Source organism: Paracoccus lutimaris (assembly GCF_003337565.1).
GTDB lineage: Bacteria > Pseudomonadota > Alphaproteobacteria > Rhodobacterales > Rhodobacteraceae > Paracoccus > Paracoccus lutimaris.
The window spans coordinates 43,419-58,346 of the sequence record NZ_QPJL01000015.1 but is presented as its reverse complement, the minus strand read 5'-3'; the positions used below and the strand labels follow the sequence as shown (position 1 = coordinate 58,346).

Below are 14,928 nucleotides of genomic sequence, written 5' to 3'. Positions count from 1 at the left end.
ATGTGATCTATGGCGACAAGAATCCGGCCTCGACGATTCCCGGCGGCAGCTTCGACTATCAGGGTTATGTCTGGCCCACCAATTTCGCCGATCCGGGCACCTTCCCCGGTCAGCACTATGGCAATATCAACATCACCGGCGCGCCGATTACCATCACCTTCAAGGATGACGACAACTTCCTGAGGACGGACGGTCTGGGGGGCAACAACGACGTATTCAACGAGCCGAACCAGATCGTCGTCATCAATGGGGTCGAATATCCGGTCCTGCTGGAACAGATCATCACCTATCAGGACCAGAACGGGAACACCTATAGGTTCCTGCAATGCGACTATGATTATGAGCGCACGGTGTCGCCCGGCGTGGCCGCTCAGAGCGACCCCCGCGAGCAGGGCGGTCTGGTCGTGTTCCTGTCCTCGATCCCGCCCGGGCTGCCTGCGCCGGTGGGGGCGGGGACGGAAAACCCCGTCCGGCTGACGGTGGTGTCGGGGTCGATCGATGCCACCAGCGATCATGAATATGACGCGAACTACAACGACTCGATCATCAGCGGTGCCGGTGCGGATGTCATCTATGGCCAGCAGGGCAATGACACCATCGATTCCGGCGCGGATAACGACACGGTCGATGGCGGTATCGGTGACGACGTCATCACCGGCGGTGCCGGGCTGGACCGGCTGCTGGGCGATGCCGGCAATGACACCATCAATGGCGGTGCCGATGCCGATTACATCGATGGCGGGCTGGGCAATGACTCGATTCTGGGCGGCGCCGGCGGTGACAGCCTGATCGGCGGCGAGGGCAATGACACCATCGACGGCGGCACCGAGAACGACACCGTCGATGGCGGTGCCGGCGACGATTCGCTGCTGGGTGGCACGGGGTTGGACACCCTGACCGGGGGCGTCGGCAACGACACCCTGCGGGGCGAGGGTGACAACGACAACCTCTCCGGCGGCGATGGCGACGATCTGATCGAGGGTGGTGGCGGAAACGACAACATCAACGGTGACGGCGGCAACGACAGCATCCTGGGCGGTGACGGCGATGACCTCGTCTATGGCGGCGCCGGCAATGACACCATCGATGGCGGCGACGTCGCGGATTATCTCGATGGCGGCGAGGGTGCGGACAGCATCATCGGCGGCATCGGCGGCGATCAGATTCTGGGCGGCGCGAATAACGACACCATCGATGGCGGCGCCGACAGCGACACGATCGATGGCGACGCCGGCAATGACAGCATCCTGGGCGGCGATGGCAATGACCACATCCGGGCCGGGGCCGACAACGACACCGTTCAGGGCGGCAGCGGCTCGGATCACATCAGCGGCCAGGCGGGCAACGATTCCCTCTCTGGCGGTGACGGTCAGGACACGGTGCTTGCCGGCGACGGCAACGATACGCTGGACGGCGGCGCCGGTATCGACCGGATGGATGGCGGCACCGGCAATGACTCGCTGATCGCTGGCCATGGCGATATCGTGCTGGGCGGTGACGACGAGGATACCTTCCAGCTGAGCACCGTCGACGGTGGCGCGGGCAATTTCACGGTGGACGGTGGTACCGGCGCCGGCGCAGCCTCGCGCGACTATGACCAGATCGTTCTGGGCGAGGGGCTGACCCGGGTGCTGGGCACGCTGACCCAGACGCTGGATGCGGATGGCGATTCCTATTCCGGTTCGTTCCAGGTGCGCGATGCCGCTGGCAATCTGCATACCGTGAACTTCACCGAGATCGAAGCCCCGCTCCCGATCTGCTTTGTGCGCGGCAGCCTGATCGAGACCATGGCCGGCCTTCGCCCGGTCGAGGACCTGCGCGCCGGCGACATGATCCGGACCCGGGACAATGGCTACAAGCCGGTCTCGTGGATCGGCTCGCGCGCTTTCCTGAACGACCGCAGCGAAAAGCTGCAGCGCATCAGCCCGATCCGCATCTCGGCAGGCGCGCTGGGGCAGGGGATTCCGGCGCTGGATCTGTACCTGTCGCCGCAGCACCGGGTTCTGGTCCGCTCGCGCATCGCCGAGCGCATGTTCGGTCAGTCCGAGGTTCTGGTGGCGGTCAAGCATCTGCTGGCGCTGCCCGGGATCGAGCAGGTCATGGATTTCGGCGAGGTCGAATATTTCCACATCCTGTTTGACCAGCACGAGATCGTCTATGCTGACGGGCTTGAGGCCGAGTCGCTCTTTACCGGCCCCGAGGCGCTGAAATCGCTGTCGCCGGAGGCGGTGGAAGAGATCCTGACGATCTTCCCGGAACTGGCCGAGATGACCCCCGAGGCGGCTACCCCGCCGGTGCGCTTCATTCCCAAGGGCAAGCTGGCGCGCCAGTTGGCCTCGCGCCACCACAAGAACGGCGTCCCGCTGCAATAAGCGGGTCGCATATTGACCGATTGGCAGCCCCCGGGTGTGCGTTCGCGCCCCCGGGGGTTCCGAATCGGACGCCCACCCTGTAGCAACGCCGCGCGCAAGCTCCGGAAATCCGGGCAGTGACGTATCATGCGCGGATTGTGGCAAAGGCCGGGAAATGGGTGGCGAAAGATCAGATATAGTCACGGCCGCGCGCCTCTCGGTCGCGCCGATGATGGACTGGACCGACCCGGCCTGTCGCGGCTTTCACCGACTGCTGTCGCGCCGGGCGCTGCTTTATACCGAAATGGTTACCGCCCCGGCCGTCATCCATGGCGACCGCGCGCGGCTTCTGGATTTCGACGCGACCCAGCATCCGCTGGCCCTGCAACTGGGCGGCTCCGAGCCGGCCCAGCTGGCCGAGGCGACCCGGATCGGTGCCGATTGGGGCTATGACGAGATCAACCTGAATGTCGGCTGCCCCAGCGACCGCGTGCAGTCGGGCTGCTTTGGCGCCGTGCTGATGACCCGGCCCGAGCTGGTCGCGGAATGCGTCTCGGCGATGATCGCGGCAAGCCCGGTCGAGATCACGGTGAAATGCCGCATCGGCGTCGATGAGCAGGATCCCGAAGCCGTCCTGCCCGATTTCCTGCGCCGCATGCGCGATGCCGGCATCCGCCGCATTGCCATCCATGCCCGCAAGGCCTGGCTGCAGGGCCTGTCGCCCCGCGAGAACCGCGAGATCCCGCCGCTGGATTATCCGCTGGTCCATCGCATGAAGGCCGAATTTCCCGACCTGCATCTGTCGGTGAATGGCGGCATCGCCTCGCTCGCGCAGGTGCGTGAGCATCTGGGCGCTATGGATGGCGTCATGGTCGGGCGCGCCGCCTATCACCAGCCCTGGGACATTCTGGGCGAGGCCGACCGGCTTTGGGGTGAGACCCCACCCTTTGCCGATCCGGTCGAGGCGGCCGGGGCCATGCGTCCCCGGATCGCGGCGCATCTGGCGCAAGGCGGGCGGCTGCACCAGATCACCCGCCATATGCTGGGCCTGTTTCACGGCCGCCCCGGCGCGCGCGGCTGGCGGCGGCGATTGTCCGAGGGCGCCTCGCGCGCCACCGACAGCGCGAGCGCGCTGGCTGTCTATGACGCCGCGCTGGCCGAGGTCATGGCCCCGGCCTGAGCGCCCAGTCCCGCAGACAGCGCGCCAGCGCCTGCCGGCGAAGGGGCTGGCGGGCGGTGTCCAGATAGACCTCCAGCGCCATGACGCCGATCATGAAGCGCAGGATCGGCAGTTGATCGGCGCCAATCAGGCCCGGCGTTGCCGCCAATGCTGCATGTTCCGTGGCGGCGATGCCGTTCAGGGTTTCGCGGGCGGGCCGCCTGCGCCGGCTTTCCAGCCAGACCAGCAGCCGGGCCATGTCGCGGGTGATCGGGGCGCTTGCGCGGTGCTGCATGTCGATGCCGGTCAACCGCGAGGGGGTGACGGATTCGTCCAGAAACAGATTGTCCGGGGTCAGGTCGCCATGGGCTGTGGCGCGCGCGACGCTGATGCCGCGCAGCGGCTCGGCCTCGGTGCGCATCCGCGCCATATGCGCCGCCACCAGCGCCTGATCGGCCCATTCCGGCAGACCGCCGGCAAGGCGCTGATCGAGCGTCCCCAGCCAGTAAAGCGCGCCAAATGTGCCAAGCTCGCGGCTGTCGCGGCACAGATGTTCCAGCCACTGGCCGGCGCGGCCGACAAGCGCCGCGCGCCGCGACGATCTGGCCCGCAAAAGCAGGGCCGACAGCGCCCGACCCGGCGCGGCCTCGGTGACGATGACGCCATGTTCGGGCAGGACCAGCAGGGGCAGGGCGACGCCGTCCGGCCCCGGCCCGAGGATGCCCGCCGCCTCATGCAGCCTTGCGGCGGCGGCCAGCGCCATCGCCGCCCGATCGCCACCGTGGAACTGCTTGAGAAAGGCCCGCCGGCCATTCAGGCGGATCTCGCAGACCAGCCGCTTGGCGATGTCGCGGTGCAGATGCAGGAACTCGACCCCGGCAAGCTCGGGCAGCGCCGTCAGCGCCTCAAGGGGATCAGGCGCGTTCGGCAGCTTTGGCCTCGTCCCACAGGGCGTCCATTTCGGCCAGGTCGCTGTCCTCGGGGCGGCGGCCGGTGGCGGCCAGCGCCGCCTCGATCGAACGGAAACGGCCGGTAAACTTGGCATTGGCCATGCGCAGCGCCTCTTCGGGATCGATGTCCAGATGCCGGGCCAGATTGGCCATGACGAACAGAAGATCGCCGAATTCCTCGGTCAAATGCGCGTGATCGGAACTGTCGCGCGCCTCGACCAGCTCGTGGCTTTCCTCGACGATCTTTTTCAGCACATCGGCGGGGCCCGGCCAGTCGAAGCCGACGCGCGCGGCACGGTTTTGCAGCTTGAGCGCCCGGGTCAGCGCCGGCAGGCCAAGCGCCACCCCGTCCAGCACGCCCTGCTCGGACTTGGCGGCGCGTTCCCTGGCCTTGATCGCCTCCCAGTCCTTGATCTGCTGCTCGGCGGATTTGTCGCGGGATTCGTCGCCAAAGATATGCGGATGGCGGTCGATCATCTTGGTCGAGATGTTTTCGACCACATCGGCGAAATCGAACATCCCCGCCTCGTCGGCCATCTGGGCATGGAAAACCACCTGCAAAAGCAGGTCGCCCAATTCGCCCGGCAGCTCGTCCCAGGCAGAGCGGGCGATGGCATCGGCGACCTCATGGGCCTCTTCGATGGTATAGGGGGCGATGGTGGCGAAATCCTGTTCGATATCCCAGGGACAGCCGGTTTTCGGGTCGCGCAGCGCCGCCATGATCGCCAGTAGGCGCGGGATGCCGGTCTGATCCGCCCCCGCTGTGGCCTCAAGCGCCGGATGCGCCATTGCCGCCTTGTCCTGAGCCATGCCTGCCTCCGATCCGCTCCATCTGCTGCTGACCTGCCACAAGCGCCCCGCCATGTCCACGATCCGCCATCCTTAAGATCCACTGGCCCTTTGCCGTGAAGGTGAGGCAGCGTTTCTTGCCATCCCCCCGCCTCGCGGATAGGGTGCGCGCCAAATCCACCGGGGGATCGCCCGGATAACGCTAGCCCAAGGGATCAATCCATGTTCGTGACCCCCGCCTATGCCCAAGCCGCTGCCCCCGCCGGGGGCGCCGCTGGCCTTGCCTCGTTCCTGCCGCTGGTTCTGATCTTCGTGATCATGTATTTCCTGATGATCCGTCCGCAGCAAAAGCGGATGAAGGAGCATCGCGCGCTGGTCGAAGCGCTGAAAAAAGGCGATGAGGTCGTGACTCAGGGCGGTCTGGTCGGCAAGGTCACTGCCGTGCGTGACAATGAACTTGAGGTCGAGATCGCGCCGGGCGTCAAGGTCCGCGTCATCCGCTCGACCATCACCGGACTGGTCAACCGCACCCAGCCCGTCGCCGCCAACAGCTAAAAGGCCGCGCACTCCGCCATGCTGGACATCCCCTTCTGGAAGCGTCTGCTGATTCTGGGACTTGTCGTCCTGGGATTGCTGTTCGCCATGCCCAACCTGTTCTACAAACGGGTCGAGCTGCATAACGACGCCATCACCGCCGCTGAACGCAACGGTTTCGAAAGCACCGAACAGGCCGAGGCCCGGGCCGGCTGGCCCGACTGGCTGCCCTCGGGGCTGGTCAATCTGGGGCTGGACCTGCGCGGCGGGGCGCATCTCTTGGGCGAGGTCCATGTCGAGGATGTCTACAAGGCGCGCATGGACGGGCTTTGGCCCGAGCTGCGCGACGCGCTGGCGGCACAGCGCGACACGGTCGGCGCCATCCGCCGCGTCACCGCCCCCGAGGGCGAGCTGGCGGTCGAGATCGGCAATCCCGACCAGATGGCCCGCGCGGTTGAAATCGCGCGGGGGCTGTCCACGCCGGTCGCCTCGCTGACCGGGGCCGGGCAAAGCGATCTTGCGATTTCGGCCAGCGGCAACCGGTTGCAGGTCGCCTTGTCGGATGCCGAGAAAGCCGCCGCCGACGAACGCACCGTCCAGCAAAGCCTTGAGATCATCCGCCGCCGCATCGACGAGGTCGGCACCCGCGAGCCGACGATCATGCGCCAGGGCGAGGATCGCATCCTGATCCAGGTGCCCGGCATCGGCTCGGCCGAGGAACTCAAGGAGCTGATCGGCACCACCGCGAAGCTGACCTTCAACCCGGTCGTCGGCCGCACCACCGATGCCCATGCCCGTCCCGGCACCGGCAATGTGCTGTTGCCCTCGATGGATGAGAAGGACGTCTATTACGTCATCGAGGCAAGCCCGGTCGTCACCGGCGAGGACCTGACCGATGCCCGCCCGAGCTTCGACCAGAATGGCGAACCTTCGGTGGACTTCCGTTTCGGCCCCTCGGGCGCCAAGCGTTTCGGGGCCTATACCTCGGCCAATATCAGCCAGCCCTTTGCCATCGTGCTGGACGATCAGGTGATCTCGGCGCCGGTGATCCGGCAGGCGATCACCACCGGCTCGGGGCAGATTTCCGGTTCGATGAATATCGAGGAATCGACCCGCCTGGCGGTTCTCTTGCGCGCGGGCGCGCTCCCGGCCGAGATGACCTTCCTTGAAGAACGCACCATCGGCCCGGAACTGGGGCAGGATTCGATTGATGCGGGGCGGTTGTCCTCGATCATCGCGACCGCCGCCGTGGTCGCCTATATGATCGCGAGCTACGGGCTTTTCGGGGTGTTCGCCTCGGTCGCGGTGATCGCCAACGTCATCCTGATCCTGTCGGTCATGTCGATGATCGGGGCCACGCTGACCCTGCCGGGCATCGCCGGGATCGTGCTGACCGTGGGGACGGCGGTGGATGCCAACGTCATCATCTACGAGCGCATCCGCGAGGAGCTGCGGGCCGGAAAGCGGGTGGTCAAGGCCATCGACGACGGCTTCAGCGAGGCGATGTCGGCGATCATCGACGCCAACGTGACCTCGTTCATCTCGGCCATGGTGATGTTCTTTCTGGGCTCCGGCCCGGTCAAGGGGTTTGCCGTCACGCTGACCATCGGCATTGCGACTTCGGTCTTCACGGCCATCTTCCTGACGCGGATGATGATCGTGCTTTGGCTGGAATGGCGCAAACCCAAGCAACTGATTCTGTAAGGGGGCAGGAAAATGGCATTCCGTCTGAAACTTGTTCCTGACAACACCCAGTTCAACTTCTTCCGCTACCAGTGGCTGACCTTTGGCATCTCGGCCGCGGCCATGGTGCTGTCGCTGGTCGCCGTGCTGGTGATGGGGCTGAACTTCGGCATCGACTTCAAGGGCGGAACCACCATCCGCACCGAAAGCACCACGGATTTCCAGGTTGGCGACTATCGGCAGGCGCTGGATGATCTGGGGCTGGCCGATGTCTCGATCACCGAGGTCTTCGACCCCAGCTTCGGCACCGACAAGCATGTGGCGATGATCCGCATCGGCACCCAGGACGAGACCGGCTCGGTCACCCCCGAGGAACTGAACGGCATCGAGGCGGCGCTGAAGGTCGTCGATCCGCAGGTCGCCTTCACGGCGGTGGAATCGGTCGGCCCCAAGGTCTCGGGCGAGCTGATCATGACCGCGGTCTATGCGGTCGGCGCCGCGACCATCGCCATCATGTTCTATATCTGGCTGCGCTTCGAATGGCAGTTCGCGCTGGGGGCGGTGGTCTCGATCGCGCATGACGTGCTGCTGACCATCGGCATCTTCGCGGTCCTGCAACTGAAATTCGATCTCAGCACCATCGCGGCCTTGCTGACGACGCTGGGCTATTCGGTGAACGACACGGTCGTGGTCTTTGACCGGCTGCGCGAGAACCTGATCAAGTCCAAGACCGAGCCGCTGATCGATGTTATGAACCGCACCGTCAATGAAACCCTGTCGCGCACGGTAATGACGGCGGTGACCACGGCGTTGGCTCTGGGCGCGATGATGATCTTTGGCGGCGACGTGATCCGGGGCTTTGTCTTTGCCATGCTGTGGGGCGTCTTCGTGGGCGCTTATTCCACGGTCTATGTGGCCAAGAACATCGTGCTGTGGCTGGGCGTGAAACGCGACTGGTCCAAGCCCGATCCCAAGGACAAGATCGACGAGATCCCCGCCGCCTTCCGGGAAGGTCCCTGATGCCCCAGATGGTGCCCAGCGAATTTTCCGGGGCCGTGCCGGTGGACGGCTACGGCCCCGGCTTCTTTCGCGTTGCGGGCATCGTCCATAACGGTCCGCTGATCGTGACCCAAAGCGGGGCGCGGGACTGGGGCGGCTTGGCCGACGGCGCTGCACTGCTGGCTCTGGCGGGCATGATTGATGTGCTGTTCCTGGGCATGGGGGCGGAAATCGCCCCGCCGCCGCGCGCGCTGATCGCCGAACTGGAACAGGCCGGCATCATGGTCGAGCCGATGAGCACGCCTTCGGCTGCGCGCAGCTATAACGTCACCCTCTCCGAGGGGCGGCGCGTGGCCTGCGCTTTGATCCCGCTATGACCACCCGGCTCGCGGTGCGCGATCTGGCCGTCGCGCGCGGCGGTCTGCGCGCCGTCGAGGGGCTGTCCTTTTCGCTGAGCGCCGGGCAGGCGCTGGTGCTGCGCGGCCCGAACGGCATCGGCAAGACCACGGTCCTGCGCACGCTCGCCGGGCTGCAACCCGCCGTCTCCGGCGAGGTCGAGGCCCCGGCGGAAAGTCTGGCCTATGCCGGCCATGCCGACGGGCTGAAATCGGCGCTGTCGGTGACCGAGAATCTGCGCTTCTGGTCGGATGTCTTTGGCGGTCCGGGGATTGATGCGGCGCTTGAGCGGATGAACCTGCGCGAGCTGGCCCTGCGCCCCGCCCATGCGCTCTCGGCCGGGCAAAAGCGCCGGCTGGGTCTGGCGCGGCTGATGGTCACCGGCCGCCCGGTCTGGCTCTTGGATGAGCCGACCGTCTCGCTGGACACCGCCTCGGTCGCGCTGTTCGCGAGTGTGTTGCGCGATCATCTGGGGCAGGGCGGTGCGGCGCTGATCGCCACCCATATCGACCTTGGCCTGCCCGAGGCCGAAATCCTTGACCTGACGCCCTATCGCGCCGGGCCCGCGCGGCGCGACAGCGGCATGCGCCCCGCCGGTTTCAACGAGGCTTTCGCATGAAGGCCCTGCTGATGCGCGATCTGCGTCTTGCCACCCGCGCCGGTGGCGGCTTTGGTCTGGCGCTGGCGTTTTTCCTGATCGTCTGCACGCTGGTCCCCTTTGGCGTCGGCCCCGAGGGCGGCCAGCTTTCGCGCATCGCGCCGGGCATCCTGTGGGTGGGGGCACTGCTGGCCTGCCTTTTGTCGCTGGATCGCATTTTTGCGCTGGATTTCGAGGATGGCTCGCTGGACCTGCTGGCCACCGCGCCCCTGCCGCTGGAAGGGGCGGTCGCGATCAAGGCGCTGGCGCATTGGTTGACCACCGGCCTGCCTCTGGTGATCTTTGCGCCGGTTCTGGGGGTGCTCTTGCATCTGCCGTCGCCGGCCTATCCGTGGCTTCTGGCCTCGCTGGCGCTGGGGACGCCCGCCTTGTCGATGCTGGGCGCATTCGGCGCGGCGGTGACGGTGGGGCTGCGGCGCGGTGGTCTTTTGATGTCGCTCTTGGTGTTGCCGCTTTACGTGCCGACGCTGATCTTCGGGGCCGAGGCAGTGCGGCGCGGGGCATCGGGGGCGGACCCGGTGACCTCGCTGGTGTTTCTGGCCGCGATCACGCTGGGGGTGCTGGCGCTGGTGCCCTTTGCCTCGGCTGCCGCGCTGCGTGTCAACCTGCGGTGAAAGGAAACCGGGACCTGCGACCATCGCGCACTTGAGCGGCGCGGGGCCAAGGGATAGGGAAGCATCCATGTCGATCTGGGAATACGCGAACCCCGTCAAATTCATGCGCACCTCGGGCGCCGTCCTGCCATGGGCGGTGGCGGGGGCTGCGATCTGCACTGTCGCCGGGCTGGTCTGGGGCTTTCTGACGCCCTTGGATTACAAGCAGGGCGCGACGGTCAAGATCATCTTCCTGCATGTGCCCGCCGCGCTGATGGCGATCAATATCTGGCTGATGATGCTGGTCACCTCGCTGATCTGGCTGATCCGGCGCCATCATGTCAGTGCCTTGGCCGCCAAGGCCGCTGCCCCGGTCGGTGCGGTGATGACGCTGATCGCGCTGATCACCGGCGCGATCTGGGGCCAGCCGATGTGGGGGACATGGTGGGAATGGGATCCGCGCCTGACCAGCTTTCTGATCCTGTTCCTGTTCTATCTGGGCTATATGGCGCTGTGGGAGGCGGTCGAGAACCCCGACAGCGCCGCCGACCTGACCAGCGTGCTGTGCCTTGTCGGGTCGGTCTTTGCGCTGCTGTCGCGCTATGCGGTGAATTTCTGGAACCAGGGCCTGCATCAGGGCGCCTCGCTGTCGCTCGCACCGGGCGAGCGGATGGCGGCGGTCTATCGCTATCCGCTTTACCTGACGATGGCGGGATTTTTCCTGCTGTTCGTGGCGCTTTTGCTGATCCGCACCCGGACCGAGATCCGCCGCCGCCGTCTGGCCGCGCTGCTGGCAAGGGAGATGCGCAAATGATCGAGCTGGGGAAATATGCCGGGACCGTGGCCGCCGCCTATGGCGCCAGTGTCCTGCTGCTGGCCGGGGTCATCCTGCAGACCATCCGCGCCAATGCCCGCGCGCGGCGCGAGCTTGAGGAGCATGAGAACCGTGGCTAAGCTTTCGCCGATGATGTTGTTGCCGGTGGCGGTATTCGCCGGTTTCGCCGGTCTGGCCGGTTGGGCGCTGATGCGCGACGATCCGAACTCTGTCCCCTCGGCGCTGATCGCGCGCGAGGCGCCGGCGGTGGGGGTGACCACGCTGCCCGGCAAGACCCAGCTCACTGACGAGATGCTGCGCCAGCCCGGCGTCAAGCTGGTGAATTTCTGGGCCAGCTGGTGCCCGCCCTGCCGGGCCGAGCATCCGACCCTGACCGAGCTTGCCAAGACCATGCCGGTCTACGGCGTCGATCTGAAGGACCCCGAGGGCGCCGCGCTGGGGTTCCTGTCCGAGCATGGCGACCCGTTTCACGCGCTGGCCACCGATCCGCGCGGGCGCATTGCCATCGACTGGGGCGTGACCGCGCCGCCCGAGACCTTCATCATCGACGGTCAGGGGCGCATCCTTTACCGCCATGCCGGGCCGCTGGTGCGCGAGGATTACACCACCCGTTTCCTGCCCGAGCTGGAAAAGGCTCGCGCTGCTGCCGAGTGACGGCCGAGTGATACAGGTGTTGCGCCCGGCCGCGCCGGGTCGCGGTGGATATTTGAACATGAAAGAAGATCAGGCGTTTGGGCGCCCATGTTCGGGCGCGTCTGTCTGACAAGCCTTTCCAAGCCCTGCAGTGGCGGATATGAGGGCGAGGCTTGCAAGAGGTCCGTCATGTCGCAAACCCTTACGACCATCGTCCCGCAACCCGGCATCATGGAGATCGCCCTGTATGAGGGCGGCGCCGCCAAGGTCGCGGGGATCGAGAATGTCGTCAAGCTGTCCTCGAACGAGAACCCTTTCGGGCCTTCGGACAAGGCGCGCGAGGCGGTGATCCGCGCCGCGCATTCGCTGCATCGCTATCCCAATACCGACCATGCCGGCCTGCGCGCCGCGATTGGCGAGGTGCATGGCCTGGACCCCGAGCGCATCATCTGCGGCGTCGGCTCGGACGAGATCATCCATTTCCTGTGTCAGGCCTATGCCGGGCCGGGAACGGAGGTGCTGTTCACCGAGCATGGTTTCCTGATGTATCGCATCAGCGCCCATGCCGCCGGCGCGACCCCGGTTCAGGTGCGCGAGCGTGACCGCGTGACCGATATCGACGCGCTGATCGCCGGCGCGACCGAGCGTACGCGGCTGATCTTTGTCGCCAATCCGAACAATCCGACCGGCACCATGATCGGCCTGCCCGAGCTTGAGCGGCTGGCCCGCGCCGTGCCGCAGGCGATTCTGGTGATCGATGCCGCCTATGCCGAATATGTCGGCGATTACGATGGCGGCGCCGAGCTGGCCACTCGGCTGCCGAATGTCGTCATGACCCGGACCTTTTCCAAGATCTATGGGCTGGGCGGGTTGCGCATCGGCTGGGGCTACGGCCCGCGCGAGATCATCGATGTGCTGAACCGCATTCGCGGCCCTTTCAATCTGTCGAATGCCGCGCTGGAGGGGGCCGAGGCCGCCATGCGCGACCGCGACCATATCGCCCGCTGCCAGTCCGAGAATGCCCGCATGCGCAACTGGCTGGCCGAGGCGCTGGCGGAAAAGGGCGTGCCCTCGGACACGTCCTGCGCCAATTTCATCCTGGCGCGCTTTGCCGATACCGCCACTGCTGAAGCCTGCGACGAGGCGCTGAAGGCGCAGGGGCTGATCGTGCGCCGCGTTGCCGGCTACGGCTTGCCGCATTGCTTGCGCATCACCGTGGGCGATGAGGCCTCGTGCCGGCGGGTCGCTCATGTTATCGGCCAGTTCATGGCCGAACGGGCGGAGCGCGGCTGATGGCGGCGCTTTATGATCGCGTGGCACTGATCGGTCTGGGGCTGATCGCGGGCTCGATGTCCTTGGCCATGCGCGAGGCGGGGCTGGCGCGCGAGGTCGTGGGCTATGCTCGCAGCGGCGCCACCCGCGACACCGCGCGCGAGATCGGGCTGGTCGATCGCGTTACCGACAGCGCCGCCGATGCCGTCAAAGGCGCCGATCTGGTCGTCCTTGCGGTGCCGGTCGGTGCCATGGGCGAGGTCGCGGCCGAGATCGCGCCGCATCTGGCGCCCGGCGCGACCGTGACCGATGTCGGCTCGGTCAAGCAGGCGGTGATCGAGGCGGTCGGCCCGCATCTGCCCGAGGGCGTGCATTTCGTCCCCGGCCACCCGCTGGCCGGGACCGAGCATTCCGGCCCGCGCGCGGGCTTTGCGGCGCTGTTTCGCAATCGCTGGTGGCTTCTGACTCCGCCCGAGGGCACCGACCCCGAGGCCGTGGCGCGGCTGGCGGCGCTGATCCGCGCCATGGGCGCCAATGTCGAGGAGATGGACGCGCCGCACCACGATCTGGTGCTGGCGGTGACCAGCCATACGCCGCACCTGATCGCCTATACGATGGTGGGGGTGGCCGATCACCTCAAGCGCGTGACCGAAAGCGAGGTCATCAAATATTCCGCCGCCGGGTTTCGGGATTTTACCCGCATCGCGGCCTCGGACCCGACGATGTGGCGCGACGTGTTCCTGCAGAACAAGGAGGCGGTGCTGGATATCCTTGGCCGCTTTACCGAGGAACTCTTCGTCCTGCAGCGCGCCATCCGCATGGGCGACGGCCCGCATCTGCATGATTACTTCACCCGCACCCGCGCGATCCGGCGCGGCATCATCGAGGCCGGGCAGGACACGGCGGCGCCGGATTTCGGCCGCAGCCTGCCTGCCGCCGGTGCGGACGTCGCGAAAAAGCCCTAACGCGGAAACAGCGGCGCAGGCCCCAGCGGCAACGGGCCAAGATGCATCTTGCCATCGGCGAATGTCACAGGCAGGCGCAGCCGGGGTCCCTTGGCCTTGGTCGGGGTGGCGTCGCCGCCTTCCGTCACATCGTCGCGGGTGGCAAGCTTTTGCCAGACCGCACCGGCCAGAACCACCGCCTGTTCGGGGATCAGCCCGGCGCTGGCCGCCGCTTGCAGGAATGGCCCGATATCCTCGGTCGCCAGCGTCAATTCGCCCTTGGCACGGCCCTCGGCATCGGCCTCAAGGCGGCCATTGATGCTGACGCCGAGATCGCCCAATGTCAGCTCGGCCTGATCGATGCGCAGCCCGACCAGCGCCGGGCGGGTCTCGGGCGCCAGCGTTCGGGGGCCGGGGGCACTGTCCAGCCAGACGCGGCCGCTGCCCTCGAACTGAAGCGCGCCGGGCAGGGTGATCTCGGGGGCGATTCGTTTCGGATCAAAGCCTTCGATGCCGATCTTCAGGTCATAGGCGGCCATGGCGCCCAGCGGGGAATCATGGCCAAGCCGGCCCAGTTCGGCGCTGACATGCAGCCCATCTGCCAGAGACGCGCCGTCGACCTTCATCGGCCCGGCGGTCACATCGGCGCTGCCCAGTGTCATCCCGCCCAAGGGCCGCAGCCGCAGGCTTGCGCCGGGATCGCTCAGCTCAAGCGTCAAGGGGCCCGCGCCCATGTCAAGCGTGGCCTGATCGGGAAGGGTCAGCCGCGCCGTGGTCAGATGCACGGGCGAAAGCCACAGATCCGCCGTGGGCAGGGTCAGCGCGCCTTTGGGCGTCGTGACCTGCAGGTCGGCCAGATGCACGCCGATCTGGCGCATGTCGCGCAGTTCGGTGACCGCGCCGATCTCAAGCTTGGGGTCCTGTTCGGCCAGCTGGCTCAGCTTGCGCGCAAGCAGGGTTTCACCACCCAGCCACAGCCCCGCCAGCACGACGACCAGAAAAATCGCGAAGATTGAAACTCGGCGCAAGATTTCCCCTCATGGAGTTTGGCGGCTTGGAACGCCGGCCATGCTGTCCTAAGACACGGCCAGTCGCAAGTGGTCAGAGGCGCGGGTTTGAGGCACGGGTTTGG

General features: G+C 66.5%; 16 protein-coding genes. 13 read left to right on the top strand and 3 right to left on the bottom strand.

Annotation, left to right across the window (positions count from 1 at the left end; translation table 11 throughout):
* Window positions 1–2: 2 nt before the first annotated feature.
* Entirely contained in the window at window positions 3–2,372 is a 2,370-nt protein-coding gene (locus tag DFP89_RS13720; protein WP_114349960.1) for a Hint domain-containing protein, read from the top strand.
* A 154-nt stretch (window positions 2,373–2,526) separates the two neighbouring features.
* Window positions 2,527–3,531: a tRNA dihydrouridine(20/20a) synthase DusA gene (gene dusA, locus DFP89_RS13715; RefSeq protein WP_114349959.1), complete on the top strand. Its 1,005-nt coding sequence runs from the start codon at window positions 2,527–2,529 to the stop codon at window positions 3,529–3,531.
* On the opposite strand, the gene DFP89_RS13710 is transcribed toward dusA, so the two are convergent.
* Together DFP89_RS13710 and mazG are read right to left on the bottom strand one after the other, a co-directional pair.
* Window positions 3,515–4,345: a phosphotransferase gene (locus DFP89_RS13710; RefSeq protein WP_425452668.1), complete on the bottom strand. Its 831-nt coding sequence runs from the start codon at window positions 4,343–4,345 to the stop codon at window positions 3,515–3,517. The genes dusA and DFP89_RS13710 overlap by 17 nt on opposite strands.
* A gap of 79 nt (window positions 4,346–4,424) precedes the next feature.
* Window positions 4,425–5,249 (bottom strand): nucleoside triphosphate pyrophosphohydrolase, encoded by an 825-nt coding sequence (gene mazG / locus DFP89_RS13705; RefSeq protein ID WP_245948751.1) that lies wholly within the window; start codon window positions 5,247–5,249, stop codon window positions 4,425–4,427.
* Window positions 5,250–5,471: 222 nt separating this feature from the next.
* Between mazG and yajC the strand changes: the two genes are divergently transcribed.
* From yajC to DFP89_RS13650, 11 genes are all read left to right on the top strand, one after another.
* Window positions 5,472–5,804: a preprotein translocase subunit YajC gene (yajC, locus tag DFP89_RS13700; RefSeq protein WP_114349958.1), complete on the top strand. Its 333-nt coding sequence runs from the start codon at window positions 5,472–5,474 to the stop codon at window positions 5,802–5,804.
* Window positions 5,805–5,822: 18 nt separating this feature from the next.
* On the top strand, window positions 5,823–7,487 hold the full coding sequence (gene secD, locus DFP89_RS13695) for a protein translocase subunit SecD (RefSeq protein WP_114349957.1): 1,665 nt from the start codon (window positions 5,823–5,825) through the stop codon (window positions 7,485–7,487).
* A gap of 12 nt (window positions 7,488–7,499) precedes the next feature.
* Window positions 7,500–8,486, top strand: coding sequence for a protein translocase subunit SecF (gene secF, locus DFP89_RS13690; RefSeq protein ID WP_114349956.1), 987 nt, complete (start codon window positions 7,500–7,502; stop codon window positions 8,484–8,486).
* Complete coding sequence (locus DFP89_RS13685; protein WP_114349955.1) at window positions 8,486–8,842, top strand: Mth938-like domain-containing protein; 357 nt, start codon at window positions 8,486–8,488, stop codon at window positions 8,840–8,842. Before secF ends, DFP89_RS13685 begins: the two co-directional genes overlap by 1 nt.
* Window positions 8,839–9,480, top strand: coding sequence for a heme ABC exporter ATP-binding protein CcmA (gene ccmA, locus DFP89_RS13680; protein WP_114349954.1), 642 nt, complete (start codon window positions 8,839–8,841; stop codon window positions 9,478–9,480). The genes DFP89_RS13685 and ccmA overlap by 4 nt, the downstream gene beginning before the upstream one ends.
* On the top strand, window positions 9,477–10,133 hold the full coding sequence (ccmB, locus tag DFP89_RS13675; RefSeq protein WP_114349953.1) for a heme exporter protein CcmB: 657 nt from the start codon (window positions 9,477–9,479) through the stop codon (window positions 10,131–10,133). The genes ccmA and ccmB overlap by 4 nt, the downstream gene beginning before the upstream one ends.
* 67 nt (window positions 10,134–10,200) lie before the next feature.
* Window positions 10,201–10,926: a heme ABC transporter permease gene (locus tag DFP89_RS13670; RefSeq protein WP_114349952.1), complete on the top strand. Its 726-nt coding sequence runs from the start codon at window positions 10,201–10,203 to the stop codon at window positions 10,924–10,926.
* Entirely contained in the window at window positions 10,923–11,066 is a 144-nt protein-coding gene (gene ccmD / locus DFP89_RS13665) for a heme exporter protein CcmD (RefSeq protein WP_114349951.1), read from the top strand. Before DFP89_RS13670 ends, ccmD begins: the two co-directional genes overlap by 4 nt.
* Window positions 11,067–11,079: 13 nt before the next feature.
* Window positions 11,080–11,601, top strand: coding sequence for a DsbE family thiol:disulfide interchange protein (locus DFP89_RS13660; RefSeq protein WP_114349989.1), 522 nt, complete (start codon window positions 11,080–11,082; stop codon window positions 11,599–11,601).
* A gap of 168 nt (window positions 11,602–11,769) precedes the next feature.
* Window positions 11,770–12,873 carry a histidinol-phosphate transaminase gene (gene hisC / locus DFP89_RS13655; RefSeq protein WP_114349950.1) on the top strand — a complete coding sequence of 368 codons (1,104 nt, stop codon included), beginning with the start codon at window positions 11,770–11,772 and terminating at the stop codon, window positions 12,871–12,873.
* The gene (locus DFP89_RS13650) at window positions 12,873–13,817 is read left to right on the top strand and encodes a prephenate/arogenate dehydrogenase family protein (RefSeq protein WP_114349949.1); all 945 of its coding nucleotides are present in this window, start codon (window positions 12,873–12,875) and stop codon (window positions 13,815–13,817) included. Before hisC ends, DFP89_RS13650 begins: the two co-directional genes overlap by 1 nt.
* Here the strand turns inward: DFP89_RS13650 and DFP89_RS13645 are convergent.
* Complete coding sequence (locus DFP89_RS13645; RefSeq protein WP_114349948.1) at window positions 13,814–14,824, bottom strand: DUF2125 domain-containing protein; 1,011 nt, start codon at window positions 14,822–14,824, stop codon at window positions 13,814–13,816. The two genes, DFP89_RS13650 and DFP89_RS13645, sit on opposite strands and share 4 nt — an antisense overlap.
* Between the last annotated feature and the right edge of the window lie 104 nt (window positions 14,825–14,928).

What these genes read in the sequence shown, in the direction of transcription:
- DFP89_RS13660 (WP_114349989.1), top strand. Translation starts at nt 11,080, where the DNA reads ATGTTGTTGCCGGTGGCGGTATTCGCCGGTTTCGCCGGTCTGGCCGGT.
- mazG (WP_245948751.1), bottom strand. Translation starts at nt 5,249, where the DNA reads ATGGCGCATCCGGCGCTTGAGGCCACAGCGGGGGCGGATCAGACCGGC.
- DFP89_RS13650 (WP_114349949.1), top strand. Translation starts at nt 12,873, where the DNA reads ATGGCGGCGCTTTATGATCGCGTGGCACTGATCGGTCTGGGGCTGATC.
- hisC (WP_114349950.1), top strand. Translation starts at nt 11,770, where the DNA reads ATGTCGCAAACCCTTACGACCATCGTCCCGCAACCCGGCATCATGGAG.
- DFP89_RS13670 (WP_114349952.1), top strand. Translation starts at nt 10,201, where the DNA reads ATGTCGATCTGGGAATACGCGAACCCCGTCAAATTCATGCGCACCTCG.
- yajC (WP_114349958.1), top strand. Translation starts at nt 5,472, where the DNA reads ATGTTCGTGACCCCCGCCTATGCCCAAGCCGCTGCCCCCGCCGGGGGC.
- secF (WP_114349956.1), top strand. Translation starts at nt 7,500, where the DNA reads ATGGCATTCCGTCTGAAACTTGTTCCTGACAACACCCAGTTCAACTTC.
- dusA (WP_114349959.1), top strand. Translation starts at nt 2,527, where the DNA reads ATGGGTGGCGAAAGATCAGATATAGTCACGGCCGCGCGCCTCTCGGTC.
- secD (WP_114349957.1), top strand. Translation starts at nt 5,823, where the DNA reads ATGCTGGACATCCCCTTCTGGAAGCGTCTGCTGATTCTGGGACTTGTC.
- ccmD (WP_114349951.1), top strand. Translation starts at nt 10,923, where the DNA reads ATGATCGAGCTGGGGAAATATGCCGGGACCGTGGCCGCCGCCTATGGC.
- ccmA (WP_114349954.1), top strand. Translation starts at nt 8,839, where the DNA reads ATGACCACCCGGCTCGCGGTGCGCGATCTGGCCGTCGCGCGCGGCGGT.
- ccmB (WP_114349953.1), top strand. Translation starts at nt 9,477, where the DNA reads ATGAAGGCCCTGCTGATGCGCGATCTGCGTCTTGCCACCCGCGCCGGT.
- DFP89_RS13685 (WP_114349955.1), top strand. Translation starts at nt 8,486, where the DNA reads ATGCCCCAGATGGTGCCCAGCGAATTTTCCGGGGCCGTGCCGGTGGAC.